The 14,745-nt window shown below is 73.6% G+C and carries 15 protein-coding genes; 11 read left to right on the top strand and 4 right to left on the bottom strand.

Features of this window, described 5'->3' with window-relative positions; genetic code table 11:
* The first annotated feature begins 135 nt into the window (after positions 1–135).
* Positions 136–1,593 carry an amidophosphoribosyltransferase gene (gene purF, locus ACOQFB_RS22300; RefSeq protein WP_059438942.1) on the top strand — a complete coding sequence of 486 codons (1,458 nt, stop codon included), beginning with the start codon at positions 136–138 and terminating at the stop codon, positions 1,591–1,593.
* A gap of 184 nt (positions 1,594–1,777) precedes the next feature.
* Here purF and ACOQFB_RS22305 read toward each other — a convergent pair whose 3' ends face one another.
* Positions 1,778–2,578, bottom strand: coding sequence for a PilZ domain-containing protein (locus ACOQFB_RS22305; protein WP_237758141.1), 801 nt, complete (start codon positions 2,576–2,578; stop codon positions 1,778–1,780).
* A 163-nt stretch (positions 2,579–2,741) separates the two neighbouring features.
* On the opposite strand from ACOQFB_RS22305, the gene ACOQFB_RS22310 reads away from it, so the two are divergent.
* From ACOQFB_RS22310 to ACOQFB_RS22320, 3 genes are all read left to right on the top strand, one after another.
* Positions 2,742–3,860: a hypothetical protein gene (locus tag ACOQFB_RS22310; RefSeq protein WP_059438944.1), complete on the top strand. Its 1,119-nt coding sequence runs from the start codon at positions 2,742–2,744 to the stop codon at positions 3,858–3,860.
* Positions 3,861–4,044: 184 nt separating this feature from the next.
* The gene (locus tag ACOQFB_RS22315) at positions 4,045–4,332 is read left to right on the top strand and encodes an HU family DNA-binding protein (protein ID WP_011423249.1); all 288 of its coding nucleotides are present in this window, start codon (positions 4,045–4,047) and stop codon (positions 4,330–4,332) included.
* A gap of 99 nt (positions 4,333–4,431) precedes the next feature.
* Positions 4,432–4,863, top strand: a complete 432-nt coding sequence (locus tag ACOQFB_RS22320) for a GNAT family N-acetyltransferase (RefSeq protein ID WP_421610470.1) — start codon at positions 4,432–4,434, stop codon at positions 4,861–4,863.
* Positions 4,864–5,017: 154 nt separating this feature from the next.
* Here the strand turns inward: ACOQFB_RS22320 and ACOQFB_RS22325 are convergent, their stop codons facing one another.
* Entirely contained in the window at positions 5,018–5,764 is a 747-nt protein-coding gene (locus ACOQFB_RS22325; RefSeq protein WP_059438946.1) for a TIGR02266 family protein, read from the bottom strand.
* Positions 5,765–5,981: 217 nt separating this feature from the next.
* Between ACOQFB_RS22325 and ACOQFB_RS22330 the strand changes: the two genes are divergently transcribed.
* Genes ACOQFB_RS22330 through plsY form a run of 7 tightly spaced genes read left to right on the top strand, consistent with a single transcriptional unit; the run spans position 5,982 to position 10,648 of the window.
* Positions 5,982–6,377 (top strand): complex I 24 kDa subunit family protein, encoded by a 396-nt coding sequence (locus ACOQFB_RS22330; protein WP_237758142.1) that lies wholly within the window; start codon positions 5,982–5,984, stop codon positions 6,375–6,377.
* Positions 6,374–7,699, top strand: a complete 1,326-nt coding sequence (gene nuoF / locus ACOQFB_RS22335) for an NADH-quinone oxidoreductase subunit NuoF (protein ID WP_059438948.1) — start codon at positions 6,374–6,376, stop codon at positions 7,697–7,699. Before ACOQFB_RS22330 ends, nuoF begins: the two co-directional genes overlap by 4 nt.
* Before the next feature lie 3 nt (positions 7,700–7,702).
* Complete coding sequence (locus ACOQFB_RS22340; RefSeq protein WP_059438949.1) at positions 7,703–8,209, top strand: NADH-quinone oxidoreductase subunit J family protein; 507 nt, start codon at positions 7,703–7,705, stop codon at positions 8,207–8,209.
* On the top strand, positions 8,209–8,508 hold the full coding sequence (gene nuoK, locus ACOQFB_RS22345) for an NADH-quinone oxidoreductase subunit NuoK (protein WP_012528283.1): 300 nt from the start codon (positions 8,209–8,211) through the stop codon (positions 8,506–8,508). Before ACOQFB_RS22340 ends, nuoK begins: the two co-directional genes overlap by 1 nt.
* Before the next feature lie 48 nt (positions 8,509–8,556).
* Positions 8,557–9,636, top strand: a complete 1,080-nt coding sequence (locus ACOQFB_RS22350) for a YIP1 family protein (RefSeq protein WP_421610471.1) — start codon at positions 8,557–8,559, stop codon at positions 9,634–9,636.
* An 8-nt stretch (positions 9,637–9,644) separates the two neighbouring features.
* The gene (locus ACOQFB_RS22355) at positions 9,645–10,046 is read left to right on the top strand and encodes a DUF2752 domain-containing protein (RefSeq protein WP_059439305.1); all 402 of its coding nucleotides are present in this window, start codon (positions 9,645–9,647) and stop codon (positions 10,044–10,046) included.
* Positions 10,043–10,648, top strand: coding sequence for a glycerol-3-phosphate 1-O-acyltransferase PlsY (plsY, locus tag ACOQFB_RS22360; RefSeq protein ID WP_421610472.1), 606 nt, complete (start codon positions 10,043–10,045; stop codon positions 10,646–10,648). The genes ACOQFB_RS22355 and plsY overlap by 4 nt, the downstream gene beginning before the upstream one ends.
* A gap of 391 nt (positions 10,649–11,039) precedes the next feature.
* On the opposite strand, the gene ACOQFB_RS22365 is transcribed toward plsY, so the two are convergent.
* Both ACOQFB_RS22365 and ACOQFB_RS22370 read right to left on the bottom strand, forming a co-directional pair.
* On the bottom strand, positions 11,040–11,660 hold the full coding sequence (locus ACOQFB_RS22365) for a YiaD family glycine zipper/OmpA-like lipoprotein (protein WP_059439307.1): 621 nt from the start codon (positions 11,658–11,660) through the stop codon (positions 11,040–11,042).
* Between the two features lie 247 nt (positions 11,661–11,907).
* Complete coding sequence (locus tag ACOQFB_RS22370; RefSeq protein ID WP_421610473.1) at positions 11,908–14,703, bottom strand: DNA translocase FtsK; 2,796 nt, start codon at positions 14,701–14,703, stop codon at positions 11,908–11,910.
* Between the last annotated feature and the right edge of the window lie 42 nt (positions 14,704–14,745).

The raw sequence follows: 14,745 nt of genomic DNA on the forward strand, positions 1-14,745 counted from the left end.
GGGCCGGTCGCCGTGCCACGGGAGGGAGGCGACGGCGAGGATCGCGGCGGGAATTCCCAGGAGGAACGCGGCCGCGAGGAGGAGTCGTCTGGCGGGAGGCATTTTCAAGCGTGGATCGTTATACTCCCGCGCCTCATGGGGTACGACGCCGTCTACGACAAGCTGAAGGACGAGTGCGGCGTCTTCGGGATCTGGGCGGTGGGCCAGTCCGAAGAGGCCGCCAACTTCACCTACCTCGGCCTGCACGCGCTGCAGCACCGCGGGCAGGAATCCGCGGGCATCGTCTCGAGCGACGGCGAGACGCTCCACACCCACCGCGACATGGGCCTCGTCGCGGACATCTTCGACGCGGGCGTCCTCTCCACCCTCAAAGGCGGGGCCGCCATCGGCCACGTCCGCTACTCGACGACCGGCGCCTCCCACCTCAAGAACGCCCAGCCGCTCGCGGTCCAGTACGCCGGCGGCCCGGTGGCGCTCGCGCACAACGGCAACCTGGTGAACGCCGAGGCGCTCCGCGCCGAGCTGGAGGCGCAGGGCTCGATCTTCACCGCCTCCACCGACTCCGAGGTGATCGTCCACCTCATCGCCCGCGCCCGGGCGTCCGGCGCGCCCGGCTCGGCCGAGCAGCTGGTGGGCGCGGTCCGGCAGGCGCTGGGGCGGGTGTCGGGCGCGTACTCGATCCTGTTCCTCACCCCCAAGGTGATGGTGGGCGCGCGGGACCCGATGGGCTTCCGGCCGCTCGTGCTCGGGCGGCTCAAGGGGAGCTGGGTGCTCGCGAGCGAGACCACCGCGCTCGACCTCATCGAGGCCGAGTACGTGCGCGAGGTGGAGCCGGGCGAGCTCGTGATCGTGGACGGGAGCGGGCTGCGCAGCGAGCGGCTCTTCCCGGACGAGCGCCCGCCGGCGCGCCTCGGGCGCTGCGTCTTCGAGCACATCTACTTCGCGCGGCCGGACACGGTGCTGTTCGGCCGGTCGGTGTACGCGGTCCGCCACGGCTTCGGCCGCCAGCTCGCGCGCGAGCACGCGGTCAACGCCGACCTGGTGATCCCGGTCCCGGACTCGGGCGTCCCCGCCGCCATCGGCTACGCCGAGGAGAGCGGCATCCCGTTCGCGATGGGGCTGGTCCGGTCGCACTACGTCGGCCGCACCTTCATCGAGCCGCAGCAGTCCATCCGCCACTTCGGCGTGAAGCTGAAGCTGAACGCGCTGAAGGACGTGCTGAGCGGCAAGCGGGTGGTGGTGGTGGACGACTCGGTGGTGCGCGGCACCACCAGCCGGAAGATCGTGAAGATGCTGCGGTCGGCGGGCGCGCGCGAGGTGCACCTGCGCATCAGCTCGCCGCCCACCGCCTGGCCCTGCTACTACGGCATCGACACGCCGTCGCGGCAGGAGCTGGTCGCGAGCACGCACTCCATCGAGGAGATCGCGACCTACGTCACCGCCGACACGCTCGGCTACCTCTCGCTCGAGGGCATGTACGCGTCCATGGGCGAGGAGCGGACCGGGTTCTGCGACGCCTGCTTCACCGGCGACTACCTGATCCAGTTCCCGAAGCGCACCGCGCCGCCGCCGCTCCGGCTGGTCGGCCAGTAGCACGGCGCCGCCCATTCGCGCGGAGCCCTGCTGCGGCGCACGCTGGCTGCCTGCGCCGGGCAGACTCGTCCCTGCGCTGCTCGACGTGCCTACGGGCACGCCTGCGCTGCTCGGTCCTCGTGTGCCCGGCTCGGCGACGCCATCGTGTGCCTCGCGACGGGCCCCGCGCGAACGGGAGGCGCCATCAGCTCCAGCGCGCCAGCCGCGCCGCCATGGCCGCGATCTCGCGGTCGGCCGGCGCGTGCGCGTGCGCCTCCTCGAAGCGGCGGAGCGCGAGCGCGGTCCGCCCGGCCGCGAGGTGCTCCATGCCCTCCTCGAAGAGCCGCTGCGCCGTCGAGGGCCGGGCCAGCGCCGGCACGCCGGCGGCCGCCTCGGCCGCGGCCAGCGTGGCGCGCCAGCGCTCCGGGCCGGGCGACGCCGCGGCCTCGAGCACCAGGAGCCGCCGCGTCACCAGGCCGAACAGCGCCCCGACGGTCCGCTCCGACGGCGTGCCGCCCAGCGACGCGAGCAGGCCGCCCACCCGGACGCCGGATCCCACCCGCCGCAGCAGCGCCAGCTCGTCCGGCGTGAAGCCCGGCGCCGGCGGCGGCGGCGCGCCCAGGTAGACGCGCGCCTCCAGCGGGAGCCGGTCCGGCGCGCGCCGGGCGGCGGCCGAGACGGCCGGGTCGGCGAGGGCCAGCGCCTGGAACCAGGCGCGGTGCGACGGCGTGCCCTCGAAGGCGAGGCCGAGCCGCCCCGGCGCGCTCGGCCGGGACCACACCACCCGCGCGGCGGTGCGCACCTCGACGCGGAGCGCCGGCAGCGCGAGCGTCACCCGCACCGCGCGCCCCGGCGCGATGCGCCGCCCGGAGATCAGCTGGCACCCGCCGGGCCCGAGGTCGGCGGTCTCGGCCGACCAGCGCCAGAGCCGCTGGCGCACCCGCACCTCGCAGCGCGCGGGGACGCGCGGCGAGGCGCGCGGGTTGTGGATGACGGCGAGGCTCACGGGGTCCGCGGGGGCAGGCGCGCGCAACATGAACGACGAACCCCGCCAGGCCGCAACGGGCATGCGGGGGCCTGTGCTTGGGGCGCGGTGCCCTGGACGCGCGGGCGGGTCGTTCCACCTCGCGGCGACCCCACGCGCCGGGGAGGCGCTGTAGATTCGCGGCATGCGCACGCTGGACGGGCCCCGGGTGGCGGACGGCGAGGTGCTGGTGTACCGGCTGTTCGACGTGGCGGACGCGGTGGACCTCGTGGCCGCCGAGCGCGCCGCGTCCGCGCCGGCGGGCCGCCTGCGGCTGGAGGGCGCCCAGTCCGCCTCCGCGCTCGAGTTCCCGCGGCCGCCGCTGCAGCTCGCGCTCGGCGCGCGCGACCTCCCGCTCGGCGACGGGACGCGGCCGGCCGAGGCGAGCGCGCACGTGTTCGACTACGGCGTGGTCTCGATCCGCTACCGGCTGCCCATCGCGCCCGGCACGAGCCTCGGCGCGCTCGTGCCGCTCGCCGAGGCGCTGTTCGTGGAGCCCTCGCCCGCGCTCGACACGGCGGCGCGCCGCGAGGCGGAGGCGGTGGCGCGCGCGCTCGGCGCCGCGCTGGAGCGCCCGCACGCGTGGGAGGGGCTGGAGAGCTACCAGGTGTTCCTGGTGCGCCGCTTCGAGGAGGGGCCGATCCCGGCCAGCGACCTCCTCTCGGGGGGGCACGTGCCGGAGCTCCTGCTCGGCGAGACCAGCGAGGTGCCGCTCTCCGCGGCGGAGCGGCAGGAGGTCCTGTCCCACCGGTTCTCCTACCTGCAGGACGACCTGGCGGTGGTGCACTGGAACAGCGCCTTCGTCTCCGAGCCTTCGGGGGTGGAGGACATCCCGGACCTGCTCGAGTTCGCGACCGCCCACCTGCTCGAGCTGCGCTACTACGACGCGCTCCTCGACACCGAGCTGCACCGCATCTACGACGAGATCGAGGCGGGCGGCAGCCCGGTCGCGAACGTGTTCACGCGCCGCTACCGCAAGCTCCAGCGGCGCACCGCCGCGCTCCTGCTCGAGCTCTCGGAAATGATCGAAAGGCTGGAAAACGCGGTGAAAATCGTGGGGGACTTCTACCTGGCGCGCCTGTACCAGTCGGCCGTCCGGCGCTTCCGCCTGCCCGCGTGGCAGGAGTCGGTCCTGCGCAAGCAGCGGCTCCTCGCGGAGGTGAACGACCTCATCGGCGACGCCGCCGACACCAGCCGGTCGGAGCTGCTGGAGCTCGCCATCATCCTGCTCATCGTCTTCGAGATCGTGGCCGCCCTCACGTGACTCCGGGTGCTCCCTGCCGCCCGCCTTCCGGGCGGGGGGCGGCGGCCCGGGATCGTCACGATCGGCCCATTTTCCAGGCGATCCGCGCCGCGATGAAGTTGACGTGTGGATCCGGAAGCGATATCTCCGAAGCCATTCGCCGCCTCGAAAACCTTGCGGCGGTGCGAACGGAGGGATCCCCTACATGACGCAGGCTCAGTTCTTCCAGGCGGTGGCCGAGGGCTCGCAGGTCTCGAAGGCGCAGGTGCGCGCGGTGTTCGAGGCGGTCGAGGAGGTGGTGACGAAGCGGCTGAAGGCCGAGGGGAAGATCCCGCTCGGCGGGCTCGGCGCGGTCAAGCTCGTGGACCGCAAGGCCCGCATCGGCCGCAACCCGGCCACGGGCGAGCAGATCAAGATCCCGGCCCGCACCGCCATCAAGCTCACGCCCGCCAAGGCGCTGAAGGACATCTTCAACAAGAAGGCCAAGAAGTAGCCTTCCGGCAGACCGGAGCAACCGCGCCCGCCGGAGCCTTCCGGCGGGCGTTTTCGTTTGGTGAATCGCCTCTCCGTGAAAGAGCCCGAGGAGCCCGCCATGCCGATCTCCGTCGTCCCCGCCGACACCGAGCCGCTGCGCCGGCTCGCCCTCGCGCTCCGCGACGAGGTGTTCGTGGCCGAGCAGGGCGTGCCCATGGAGCTCGAGCACGACGCCGAGGACGCGACCGCGTTCCACGTGGTGGCGCTCGACGCGGGCCGCTGCGTCGGCACCGGCCGGCTGGTGCGGCAGGCGGGCGGGGTGGGGCGCGTGGGCCGCATGGCGGTCGCGCGCGATCGCCGCCGCGACGGCGTGGGCGGGCTCGTGCTCCAGGCGCTCGAGGCGCGGGCGCGGCTCGAGGGGCTCGCCGAGATCGAGCTGCACGCGCAGCGCTACGTGGAGGCGTTCTACCGGCGCCACGGGTACGTGCCCGAGGGCGCGCCGTTCCAGGAGGCCGGGATCGAGCACGTGGTGATGCGCAAGCGGCTGTGACGGTCCCTCGACTCCTCCCTCGACTCCGCGCGGCCCTGCGGACCGTATCCGCTCACCCTGAGCGTCCCTCGACTCCGCGCGGCCTCACGGCCGCGCTACGCTCGGGATGAGCGGGCGGAGTCGAAGGGTGAGCGGGCGGAGTCGAAGTGGCGGCTCAGCCGCGCACGTGCAGCAGCGTGCGGACGGTGCTCATCACGTCCACGAACTGCACCGGCTTCTGCAGGTACACGTCCACGCCCAGGTCGATGGCGCGCGTGCGCGCGTCGGCGGCGCCGGCGCTGATCACCATGATCGGCAGCTCGCCGTACCGCGGGTCGGCGCGGATCCGCTCGATGAGCGCGAAGCCGTCCATCACCGGCATGAACAGGTCGGTGAGCACGAGGTCCACCGCGGGCGGGGCCGCGAGCCGCTCCAGCGCCTGCTGGCCGTTGGTGGCGAACTCGACCGACACATCGAGCGCGTCGCTCCCGCTCCGCAGCCGGCGGAGCGCGTACTCGTACATCTCGACGACGTGCGGGTTGTCCTCGACCACCAGGACCCGGTAGCCGCCCCGGGTCCGGCCGCGCGCGCTCCGCGCCGTCTCGGCGAGCTGCGCGAGCTTCTGCCGATCGGCGGCCCGGTCCGGCGGGATCTGGACCGCCACGCCGGCGGGCCCCGCCTCCCCCGGCGCCCGGCGGCGGACCACCTCGACCTCGACCTCGAAGGGTGCAAGGAGCCCCGGAAAGGAGATCTGCAGGGGAATCCGCGTGCCTGGCTCCAGCTCGCGCTCGGTCCGGATGAAGAGGCCCCCGGCGGAGAGGTTCTCGGTGGCGTCGCGGACGGCGTTGGGAACGCCGGGGTACTCGACCCTAAGGACGAGTGGAACGCGTGGGTCGCGGCGCTGCTCCCGTCCCTCGGTCATGACTTGAGGAGTCGAGTATATCGCTGCGGATCTCCTTGACAATCTTACATGTCCTCACTAGCCTGCCCCGGTTTTCGCCCAGACTTCCCGGACCCTTATGACGAACCCTGCGTCGGTTGGTGCGGTCGAAGAACTGCCCCGTGAGAAGGTCGAGCATTTCGACCGGGAGCTGGCGGGGATCCTGAACCGGTACCCGCCCGATCGGAAGGCTGCCGCGATGATCCCTGCCCTCCGCCTGGGGCAGGAGATCTTCGGCTACCTGTCCCCGGCGGTACAGCGCCTGGCCGCGCAGCGGCTCGGGACGTCGCCGGCGCGCGCCGAAGAGGTCGCGACCTTCTACGTGATGTTCCACACCGAGCCCCCGGGCCGGCACGTGGTCGAGGTCTGCACCAACGTCTCCTGCTGCCTGACCGGCGGCGAGCGCGTCTTCGAGCACCTGAAGAAGAAGCTCGAGCTCGCCAACGGCCAGACCACCCGCGACGGCCGCATCACGCTGCGCGAGGTGGAGTGCCTGGGCTCCTGCGGCACCGCCCCGGCCATGCTGGTGGACGAGGAGATGCACGAGCGGCTCACCATCCAGAAGGTCGACCAGATCGTCGGAGGGCTCAAGTGAGCGAGACGCTCATCCTCTCGAAGCGCTGGGGCAAGCCGGACTCCGCCTCGCTCGCCTCGTACCGGGCCGACGGCGGCTACGGCGCGCTCGACAAGGCCATGGGCGCCGACCCGGCCGCCATCGTGGACGAGGTGAAGAAGTCGAACCTGCGCGGCCGCGGCGGCGCCGGGTTCGCGACCGGCCTCAAGTGGACGTTCCTGCCGAAGGACGTCCGCCCGCGCTACCTCACGGTGAACGCGGACGAGTCCGAGCCGGGCACGTTCAAGGACCGCTACATCATCGAGCACGATCCGCACATGCTGATCGAGGGGATCGCGCTCACCTGCTACGCGCTCGACATCCACCTCGCCTACATCTACATCCGCGGCGAGTTCGCGCGGCAGGCGCGCATCCTCGAGCAGGCCATCCAGGAGGCGCGCGACGCCGGCATCCTCGGCCCGCGCCTGCTCGGCAAGAAGGACTTCCCGCTCGACATCCACGTGCACCGCGGCGCCGGCGCGTACATCTGCGGCGAGGAGTCCGCGCTGCTCGAGTCGCTCGAGGGCAAGAAGGGCTACCCGCGCCTCAAGCCGCCGTTCCCCGCGGTGGTGGGCCTGTGGGGCAAGCCGACCATCATCAACAACGTCGAGACCATCGCGAACGTCCCCTGGATCGTCGCGAACGGCGGCGAGGCGTTCGCCGCGCTCGGCGTGGGCAAGTCGGGCGGCACGCGCCTGTTCGGCGTCTCGGGCCACGTGAACCGGCCGGGCGTCTACGAGAAGCCGGTCCACTACAATCTGAAGAAGCTGATCATGGAGGACGCGGGCGGGATCGTCGGCGGCCGCAAGCTGAAGGCGGTCATCCCCGGCGGCTCCTCCGCGCCGGTGCTCGCCGCGCACGAGATCGACATCTCGCTCGAGTTCGACGCGGTGAAGGCGGCCGGGTCGATGTCCGGCTCCGGCGGCGTGATCGTGTTCGACGAGTCGGTGTGCCTGGTCCGCGCCCTGGCCCGCATCGCGAAGTTCTACGCCGAGGAGAGCTGCGGCCAGTGCACCCCCTGCCGCGAGGGCACCTCGTGGATGGAGGGCATCCTCGAGAAGATCGAGCACGGGCACGCCACCGCCGCCGACGTGGAGAAGCTCGAGCAGGTGGCCGGCAACATCGCCGGCAACACCATCTGCGCGCTGGGCGACGCGGCGGCCATGCCGGTCCAGTCGTTCCTGAAGAAGTTCAAGCCGGAGTTCCTGCGGCACGTCGAGGCGCACCGCTGCCCCATGGGCGAGAGCGGCTGGGGCCTCGACCAGTCCTCGCGTGAAGCCCTCGTCGGGGCGGTGAGGTACTAGGCGATGAGCGTCACGGCAGAGCAGGTCACCTTCTGGGTGTTCGCCATCCCGCTGGTCGCCACCGCGATCGGCGTGATCGTCTCCCGCAGCCCGGTGTACGCCGCGATGAACCTCGTCGCCGCGTTCTTCTTCCTGGCCGGGATCTACGTGCTGCTGGTCGCGCACCTCATCGCGTTCATGCAGATCCTGGTGTACGCGGGCGCGGTCATGGTGCTGTTCCTGTTCGTGATCATGCTGCTCTCGCTCGGCGACGAGCACCTGATCAAGGAACCGCGGCGCGCCATGCAGCTCATCGGCGCGCTCGGCGTGGTGCTGCTCGTGGCGGTGCTCGCGTCGGCCATCGCGCAGGCGCGCACCGGCGAGCTCGCCACGCTCACCGCCGACTTCGGCACCGTGAAGGCGGTCGGCCGGGTGCTCTACACCCAGTTCCTCCTGCCGTTCGAGGTCACCAGCCTCCTGCTGCTCGTGGCGATCGTGGGCGCGGTGGTCGTGGCCAAGGAGCGGATCTAATGCCGGTCGAGTACTACCTCTGGCTCGCCGCGATCCTGTTCGGCATCGGCCTGCTCGGCGTGCTCACGAAGCGCAACGCGCTCATCCTCATGATGAGCGTCGAGCTCATGCTGAACGCGGCCAACCTCACCTTCCTGGCGTTCGCCCGCAGGAGCGGGGACCTCGCCGGGCACGCCATCGCGTTCTTCGTGATCGCGGTGGCGGCGGCCGAGGCGGCGGTCGGCCTGGCGGTGGTCATCGCCATCTACCGGAGCCGCGGCGCCATCAACGTGGACGAGGTCCGGGTCCTCTCCGAGTAGCGCGCTTTCCCGCGGGCGGGCGTGGGCGGACGCGGTAAGCTCCGCGCCATGCTCGCTCGCTGCGCCCGCTGCCAGGCGACGTTCACCACCGACCGGTTCGGCAGGCAGACCTGCCCGCACTGCGGCGCGGAGCTGCTCCTCGCCGATCCCGGCGCGCCGCCGCCGGCGCCTGCCGAGCCCGCTCCGCCCGCCGCGCCGCCCGCGGCCGAGCCCCCTCCGCCGCCCGCCTCCGCGCCCGCCTCGGGCCCGCCGGAGCCGGGCGGTCCGGTGTGGGGCGCCCCGCCGCCCCCGCCGTCCGGCGGCGAGCTGCCGCCGCCCCCTCCGCCCCCGCCCGGCGGCTACGGCGCCCCGCCGCCGGCGTGGGGCCCGCCGCCGTCCCCCGGCGCGCCCGGCGGCTTGGGCCCGCCGCCGCCTCCGCCGCCCACGCCCTCCGGCCCTGAGCTCGCGGCCCCGTTCGCCGAGCGCGCTCAGCGCGGCGTCCTGTCCGCGTACTTCGAGACCTGGAAGCTGGCGGCGATCGAGCCGGCGCGCTTCTTCCGCCAGGTGCGCGTGGACCAGCCCGGCAGCGCGGTGCTGTTCGCGGTGATCTCGTACGCGTTCGGCGTCGCGGTCCAGTCGCTGTTCAACTGGCTCTCCGGCCAGCAGATGGTGGCGATGATGGAGCAGCTCGCCGGCCGCATGCCGCCGGGCCAGGCCGAGATCATCCGCAACTTCGTGCAGCGCGGGACCGGCGCCATCGTGCTCGGGGAGGTGCTGCTCGCGCCGCTGCTCGCGCTGGTGGCGCTCTACGTCGCGGCCGGCGCGATCCACCTCCTGCTGGTCCTGTTCGGCGGCGCCCGGCGCGGGTTCCCCGCCACGCTCACCACGGTGGGCTACACGTTCGGCGTGTTCGCGCTGCTGGCCGTGCCGGGCTGCGGCGGGCTGGTCGCGCCGATCTGGTGGCTGGTGGCGGTGGTGATCGGCCTCTCCGAGGCCCAGCGCTGCGGCACCGGCCGCGCCGCCGCGGCGGTGCTGACGCCGGCCGTGCTCCTGTGCGTCTGCTGCTGCCTCGGGCCGCTCGGCATGCTGCTGGGCGGCGCGCTGGGCGGGCTCTCCGACCTCGGGCACGGCCCGGCCATCGACCTGTGAGGATCGGCGTGATCGGCTGGCGGCGCACCGGGCGGTTCGGGCACGCGGAGGTGTTCGCGCTCGTCGGCGCGCTCACGTTCCTCGTGGCGCGCTTCGTCCCGGTGCTCTCGTTCCACTACACCTGCCCGCTCAAGGGGATGGCCGGGATCCCCTGCGCCACCTGCGGCATGACGCACGCGTTCGTGCACCTCGCCCACGGCGACCTCGCCGCCGCGCTCGGCGCGAGCCCGCTCGGCGCCGCGCTGGCCGGCGGGATCTGGGTGCTGTCCGCGGCCGATCTCGTCCGCGCCGCGGCGGGGTGGCCGCTGCCGGTCCCGTCGCCGCGCGCGGCCCGCGCCGCGGTGGCGATCGGCGTGGTCGCGCTGCTCGCGAACTGGGCGTGGCTGGTGGCCCGCGGAGGCGGCGCGTGAGCCCGGACCTGCTCGGCCTGATCCTGGTCGCGGCCGGCTACCTCGCCGGCTCGATCCCGTTCGGCGTGGTGCTGGGGCGCCTCGTGCTGGGCGTGGACGTGCGCACGGTCGGCTCCGGCAACATCGGCGCGACCAACGTCGCGCGGGCCGGCGGCAAGAAGATGGGCGTGCTGGTGCTGGTCCTCGACGCCGCCAAGGCCATCGTGCCCATCCTCGTGGCGCGCCGCCTCCTGGCGGGCGCGCCGCACGCCGAGGCCTGGGCCACCGCCGTCGCGGTGGCCGCGTTCGTCGGCCACCTGTTCCCGGTGTGGCTCGGCTTCAAGGGCGGCAAGGGCGTCGCCACCGGCCTCGGCATCTTCGCGGTGCTCGCGCCCTGGGCCGCGCTGGCCGGCCTCCTCGGCTACGCCGTCGCCTACGGCCTGACGCGCATCTCGTCGGTGGGCTCGCTCACCGGCACGACGCTCTGCGCCGCCGGCGCGTTCGCGACCTACGGCGCCCGCCACCCGGTGCCCTGGGCCGGCCTCGCCATCGCGCTCCTCATCTTCCTGCGCCACCGCGAGAACATCCGCAGGCTGGTGCGCGGGGAGGAGAAGAAGGTCTAGGCCCTTCGACTCCGGCGGGCCTGCGGGCGGCGTACGCTCAGGGTGACCCTTCGACTCCGGCGGGCCTGCGGCCCGCCCACGCTCAGGGTGAGCGGGTCGGCAGGGGCGGGGCGGGCGCCCTCAGTGCGTGAAGAAGAAGATCCGCACCAGCCCGGCGCAGGCCGCCGCGAGCAGGATCGCCGCGCCGAGCTCACGCCAGCGGGGTTCGTTCGACGAGGTCATCGCGATCAGGGAGGGGCCCCAGCGCAGCTGGGGAGGGGCGGTAGCCCCTCCCCGCGGGGACCTCGCGGGAACCCCGCGCAGCGGGGCCCGCGAGGTCACGGGCCCCGCGCAGCAGGGGTGGGGTCCCCGACGAGCTCTGCTCGGCGGGGCGGGGCGGCACGCCCCGTTCTCAGGTCGCGTTCGGGACGTCGATATGCAGCTCCACCCGGCGGTTCTGCGCGCGGCCGCTCGCCGTGCCGTTGTCCGCCACCGGGCGCACCGGGCCCATGCCGAGCGCGGTGATCTGCTTCTCCTGCACGCCGCGGCCGACGAGCACGCGCTTGACGGCGTCGGCGCGCCGCAGCGACAGCTCCTCGTTCATCGACTTCGAGCCGGTCGAGTCGGTGTAGCCCTCGATGCGGATCCGGTCGTCGCCGTACTTGGCGAGGATGTCGCCCATCTGCTCGAGCTTGCCGATCGCCTCCGGCTTCAGCGCGGAGCTGCCGGAGTCGAACAGGATGTCGCCCTTCATCTCGACCAGCAGACCGTTCTCGGTCCGCTTGGTCTCGGCGATCTTCTCCAGCTCCTTGTGCTGCTTGTCGAGGTAGAGGCCCACCGAGCCGCCGGCCAGCGCGCCGACGCCCGCGCCGATGAGCGCGCCCTTCTTGCCGCCGATGAGGGCGCCCACGCCCGCGCCCGCGAGGCCGCCGGCGCCGGCGCCGATGGCGGTGCGCTTGCCGGCCGTCTGGCAGCCGGCGAACAGCAGGACCGCGGTCACGGCCGCGGTGAGGCGAAGCGAGGTCTTGTTCATGCGGTCCTTCCTTCTCGGATGAAAGTCGTGTCGCGCCGGTCCCGGCGCCTTCGATGCCGTGGGCCCGGACGCGGAGCGCGGACGCGCGCCCCCGGTCCGGGTGTACCGCGGACACGGGGAGCCGGACAACCTCGGCTCCCCGCGCGGGATCGCCACGCCGCAAGGGAACACCGCGAGGCGACCGGGACTTCCCCTCCGGGCAGCGGGAGGGGAACCCGCCGGGGCCGATGTAGGGCGACGTGCGCAGCTAGACGTTCGGGATCGCGCTCGCCTCGCCGGCGGGGCGGATCAGCACCTGGCGCGGCTTCACGCCGTTCGGCGGGCCCACGATGCCCTCGCGCTCCATGCGCTCGATGATCTTGGCGGCCTTGTTGTAGCCGAGCCGCATCTCGCGCTGGAGCTTCGACACCGAGACCTCCTCCATGCGCGACACGAGGTCGATGGCCTGGTCGTACACCGGGTCGTCCTCGTCGGGATCGTAGCCGCCGGGACCGGCGCCCTCGCGCGCCTTCAGGATCGACTCGTCGTAGACCGGCTTGCCCTGCTCCTTGAGGAAGCCGACCACGCGGTGCAGCTCCTCCTCGGAGACGAACGCGCCCTGCACGCGGGTCACCGGCGCGGTGGCGGTGAGCACCAGCATGTCGCCGTCGCCGAGCAGCGTCTCGGCGCCGGGGCCGTTGATGATGGTCTGCGAGTCGTGGCGCGAGGCGAGCCGGAAGGTGATGCGCGCGGGGAAGTTGTTCTTGATCATGCCCGTGACCACGTCGGTGGACGGGCGCTGCGTGGCGACGATGAGGTGGATGCCGGTGGCGCGGGCCTTCTGCGCGAGGCGCGCGAGCGAGATCTCCACCTCGCGCGGCGCGGTCATCATGAGGTCGGCGAGCTCGTCGATGACCACCACGATGTACGGCAGCTTCTGGGGCAGCTTCTTCTCGTCGCGCGCGGCCACCGGATCGGCGGGCGGCGGCGCGGTGGGGTCCTCGAACTCGGGCGAGCCGGCCACCGCCTCGGCGGGCAGCGGGTGCCACGCGCCGCCGGCGGCCTCGTCGGTGGCGGCCCGGGCCGAGGCCTCGTCCTCGGACTCGCCCGCGGCCACGTCCACCACCACGAGCTTGCGCGGCGGCGCGACCTCGTCGCGGTCCTCGAACGTGCGCCCCTCGGCGCGCAGCTTCTCCACCTTGCCGTTGTAGGACTTGAGGTCCTTCGAGCCGGTGTCGGCGAGGATCTGCGTGCGCCGCTCCATCTCGTCCACGGCCCACTGCAGCGCGCGCGCCGCCTTCTGCGGGTCGGTGACCACCGGCAGCAGCAGGTGCGGGATGTCCTCGTAGGTGGACAGCTCCGTCATCTTCGGGTCCACCATGATCATGCGGACCTCCGCCGGCGTCTGGCGGAAGAGCATGGACAGGATCATGGTGTTCAGCCCGACCGACTTGCCGGAGCCGGTGGTGCCGGCGATGAGCAGGTGCGGCATCCGCTGCAGGTCCACGCAGTACGGGATGCCCTCGATGTTCTTGCCCAGGCCGAGCGGCAGGAAGCCGCCCGCGGAGGCGAAGGACTCCGACTCGAGGATGTCGCGCAGCCACACCGTGGCGCGGTCGCGGTTCGGGACCTCGATGCCCACCACGCCCTTGCCCGGGATCGGCGCGATGATGCGGATCCGGGTGGCGCTGAGCGCCATGGTGAGCTCCTTGTCGAGGTTCTCGATCCGCGCGAGCTTCACGCCCGCGACCGGGGAGAACTCGTAGAGCGTCACCACCGGCCCGGGCCGGATGTGCTTGATGGTCCCGTCCACGCCGTGCTGCGCGAGCGTCGCGACGATCAGCTCGGCGGTGCGCGTCAGCCCGGCCGTGTCGAGGTCCTTGGCCTTCTCGTCGTGGACGTCGAGCAGGTCGCTGGCCGGGAGCTGGAACACGTCGCCGGCCTTCTGGAACGCGAAGGCGGGCGCCTCCTTCTTCTTCTCCTTCTTGCGGGCGCGCTCCAGCATCGCCTGCGAGACCACGATCTCCGGCTTCTCGGCGGGCGCCGGGACGGGGAGCGCGGCCGGGTCCTCGACCTCGGCCCGCACCTCGACGGCCTTCTCCGGCTCGCGCGCCTTGCGGCGGCGGCGCGGCGGCTCCTCGGCGGCCGGCTCGCCCTCGCCGGCGCCCTCGGCCTCCTCGCGCGGCTCGGGCGCGGGGGCGAGCCCCTCGACCCACGCCGGATCCTCGAAGGTGTCGCGGCGGAGCTGCTCGAGCGCGAGCGCGCCGGCCACGGCGCGGGCCTCCTCGTGCGCCTCCTCGCCGCTCGCCTCGATCTCGGCGGTCCCGGCGAGCTGCTCGGCGGCGAGCCGGCGCTCGCGCTCGGCGGCCTCCTCGGCGCGCAGCTCGGCCACGGCGACCCGGTGCTCGTCCACCGCGGTGGCGAGCCGGCGCGAGAGGAAGCCGGCGGTGGCGGCGAGCGCGCGCCAGAGCGCGGCGCCCACCGTCTGCACCTTCAGGTCGCACGCGACGATGGCGGCCACCGTGGCGGTGGCGCCCACCAGGATCACGCTGCCCCACAGCGAGAACGCGTGGACGCTGGGGCGCGCGAGCGCGGCCCCGACCGCGCCGCCGGGCGGGAAGGGGAGCGAGACGCTGCCGGCGAGCGCCAGGTGCGAGAGCGTCGCGACCGCCAGCGTGAGCACGGTGTACGCGCCGGCGGACACGAGCGTGATGCGCGGGGGCGCGCCGCGGAACAGGCGCCAGGCCGCGGCGCCGAGGCCGAACGGGAGCACCAGGGCCGAGAGGCCCAGCACGCCGTAGAGCGCGGACGCGGTCCGGTGGCCGACCGGGCCGACCAGGTTCGCGGGCGCGACGCCGTGCGCGATCAGCGCCGCGTCGAGCGAGGAGTAGGTCGCGAGCGAGAGGCCGCTGCCGAGCGCGGCCGCGAGCAGCACCACGGCGCCCACGTCGCGCGCCATGCCGGTGCGCGGCGCGGCGCCGCCCTTCGCGCGCTCGGCGGGCGGGTCGCCGCGCTTTCCCTTTTCCTTCGGGGAGACACGGCGATTGGCTTTGGGCTTGCCCATGGCGACGACGGGACCTCGAGGGTGGAACACGCCGCTCGCGCG

It is taken from the genome of Anaeromyxobacter sp. Red801 (assembly GCF_049201065.2).
GTDB lineage: Bacteria > Myxococcota > Myxococcia > Myxococcales > Anaeromyxobacteraceae > Anaeromyxobacter.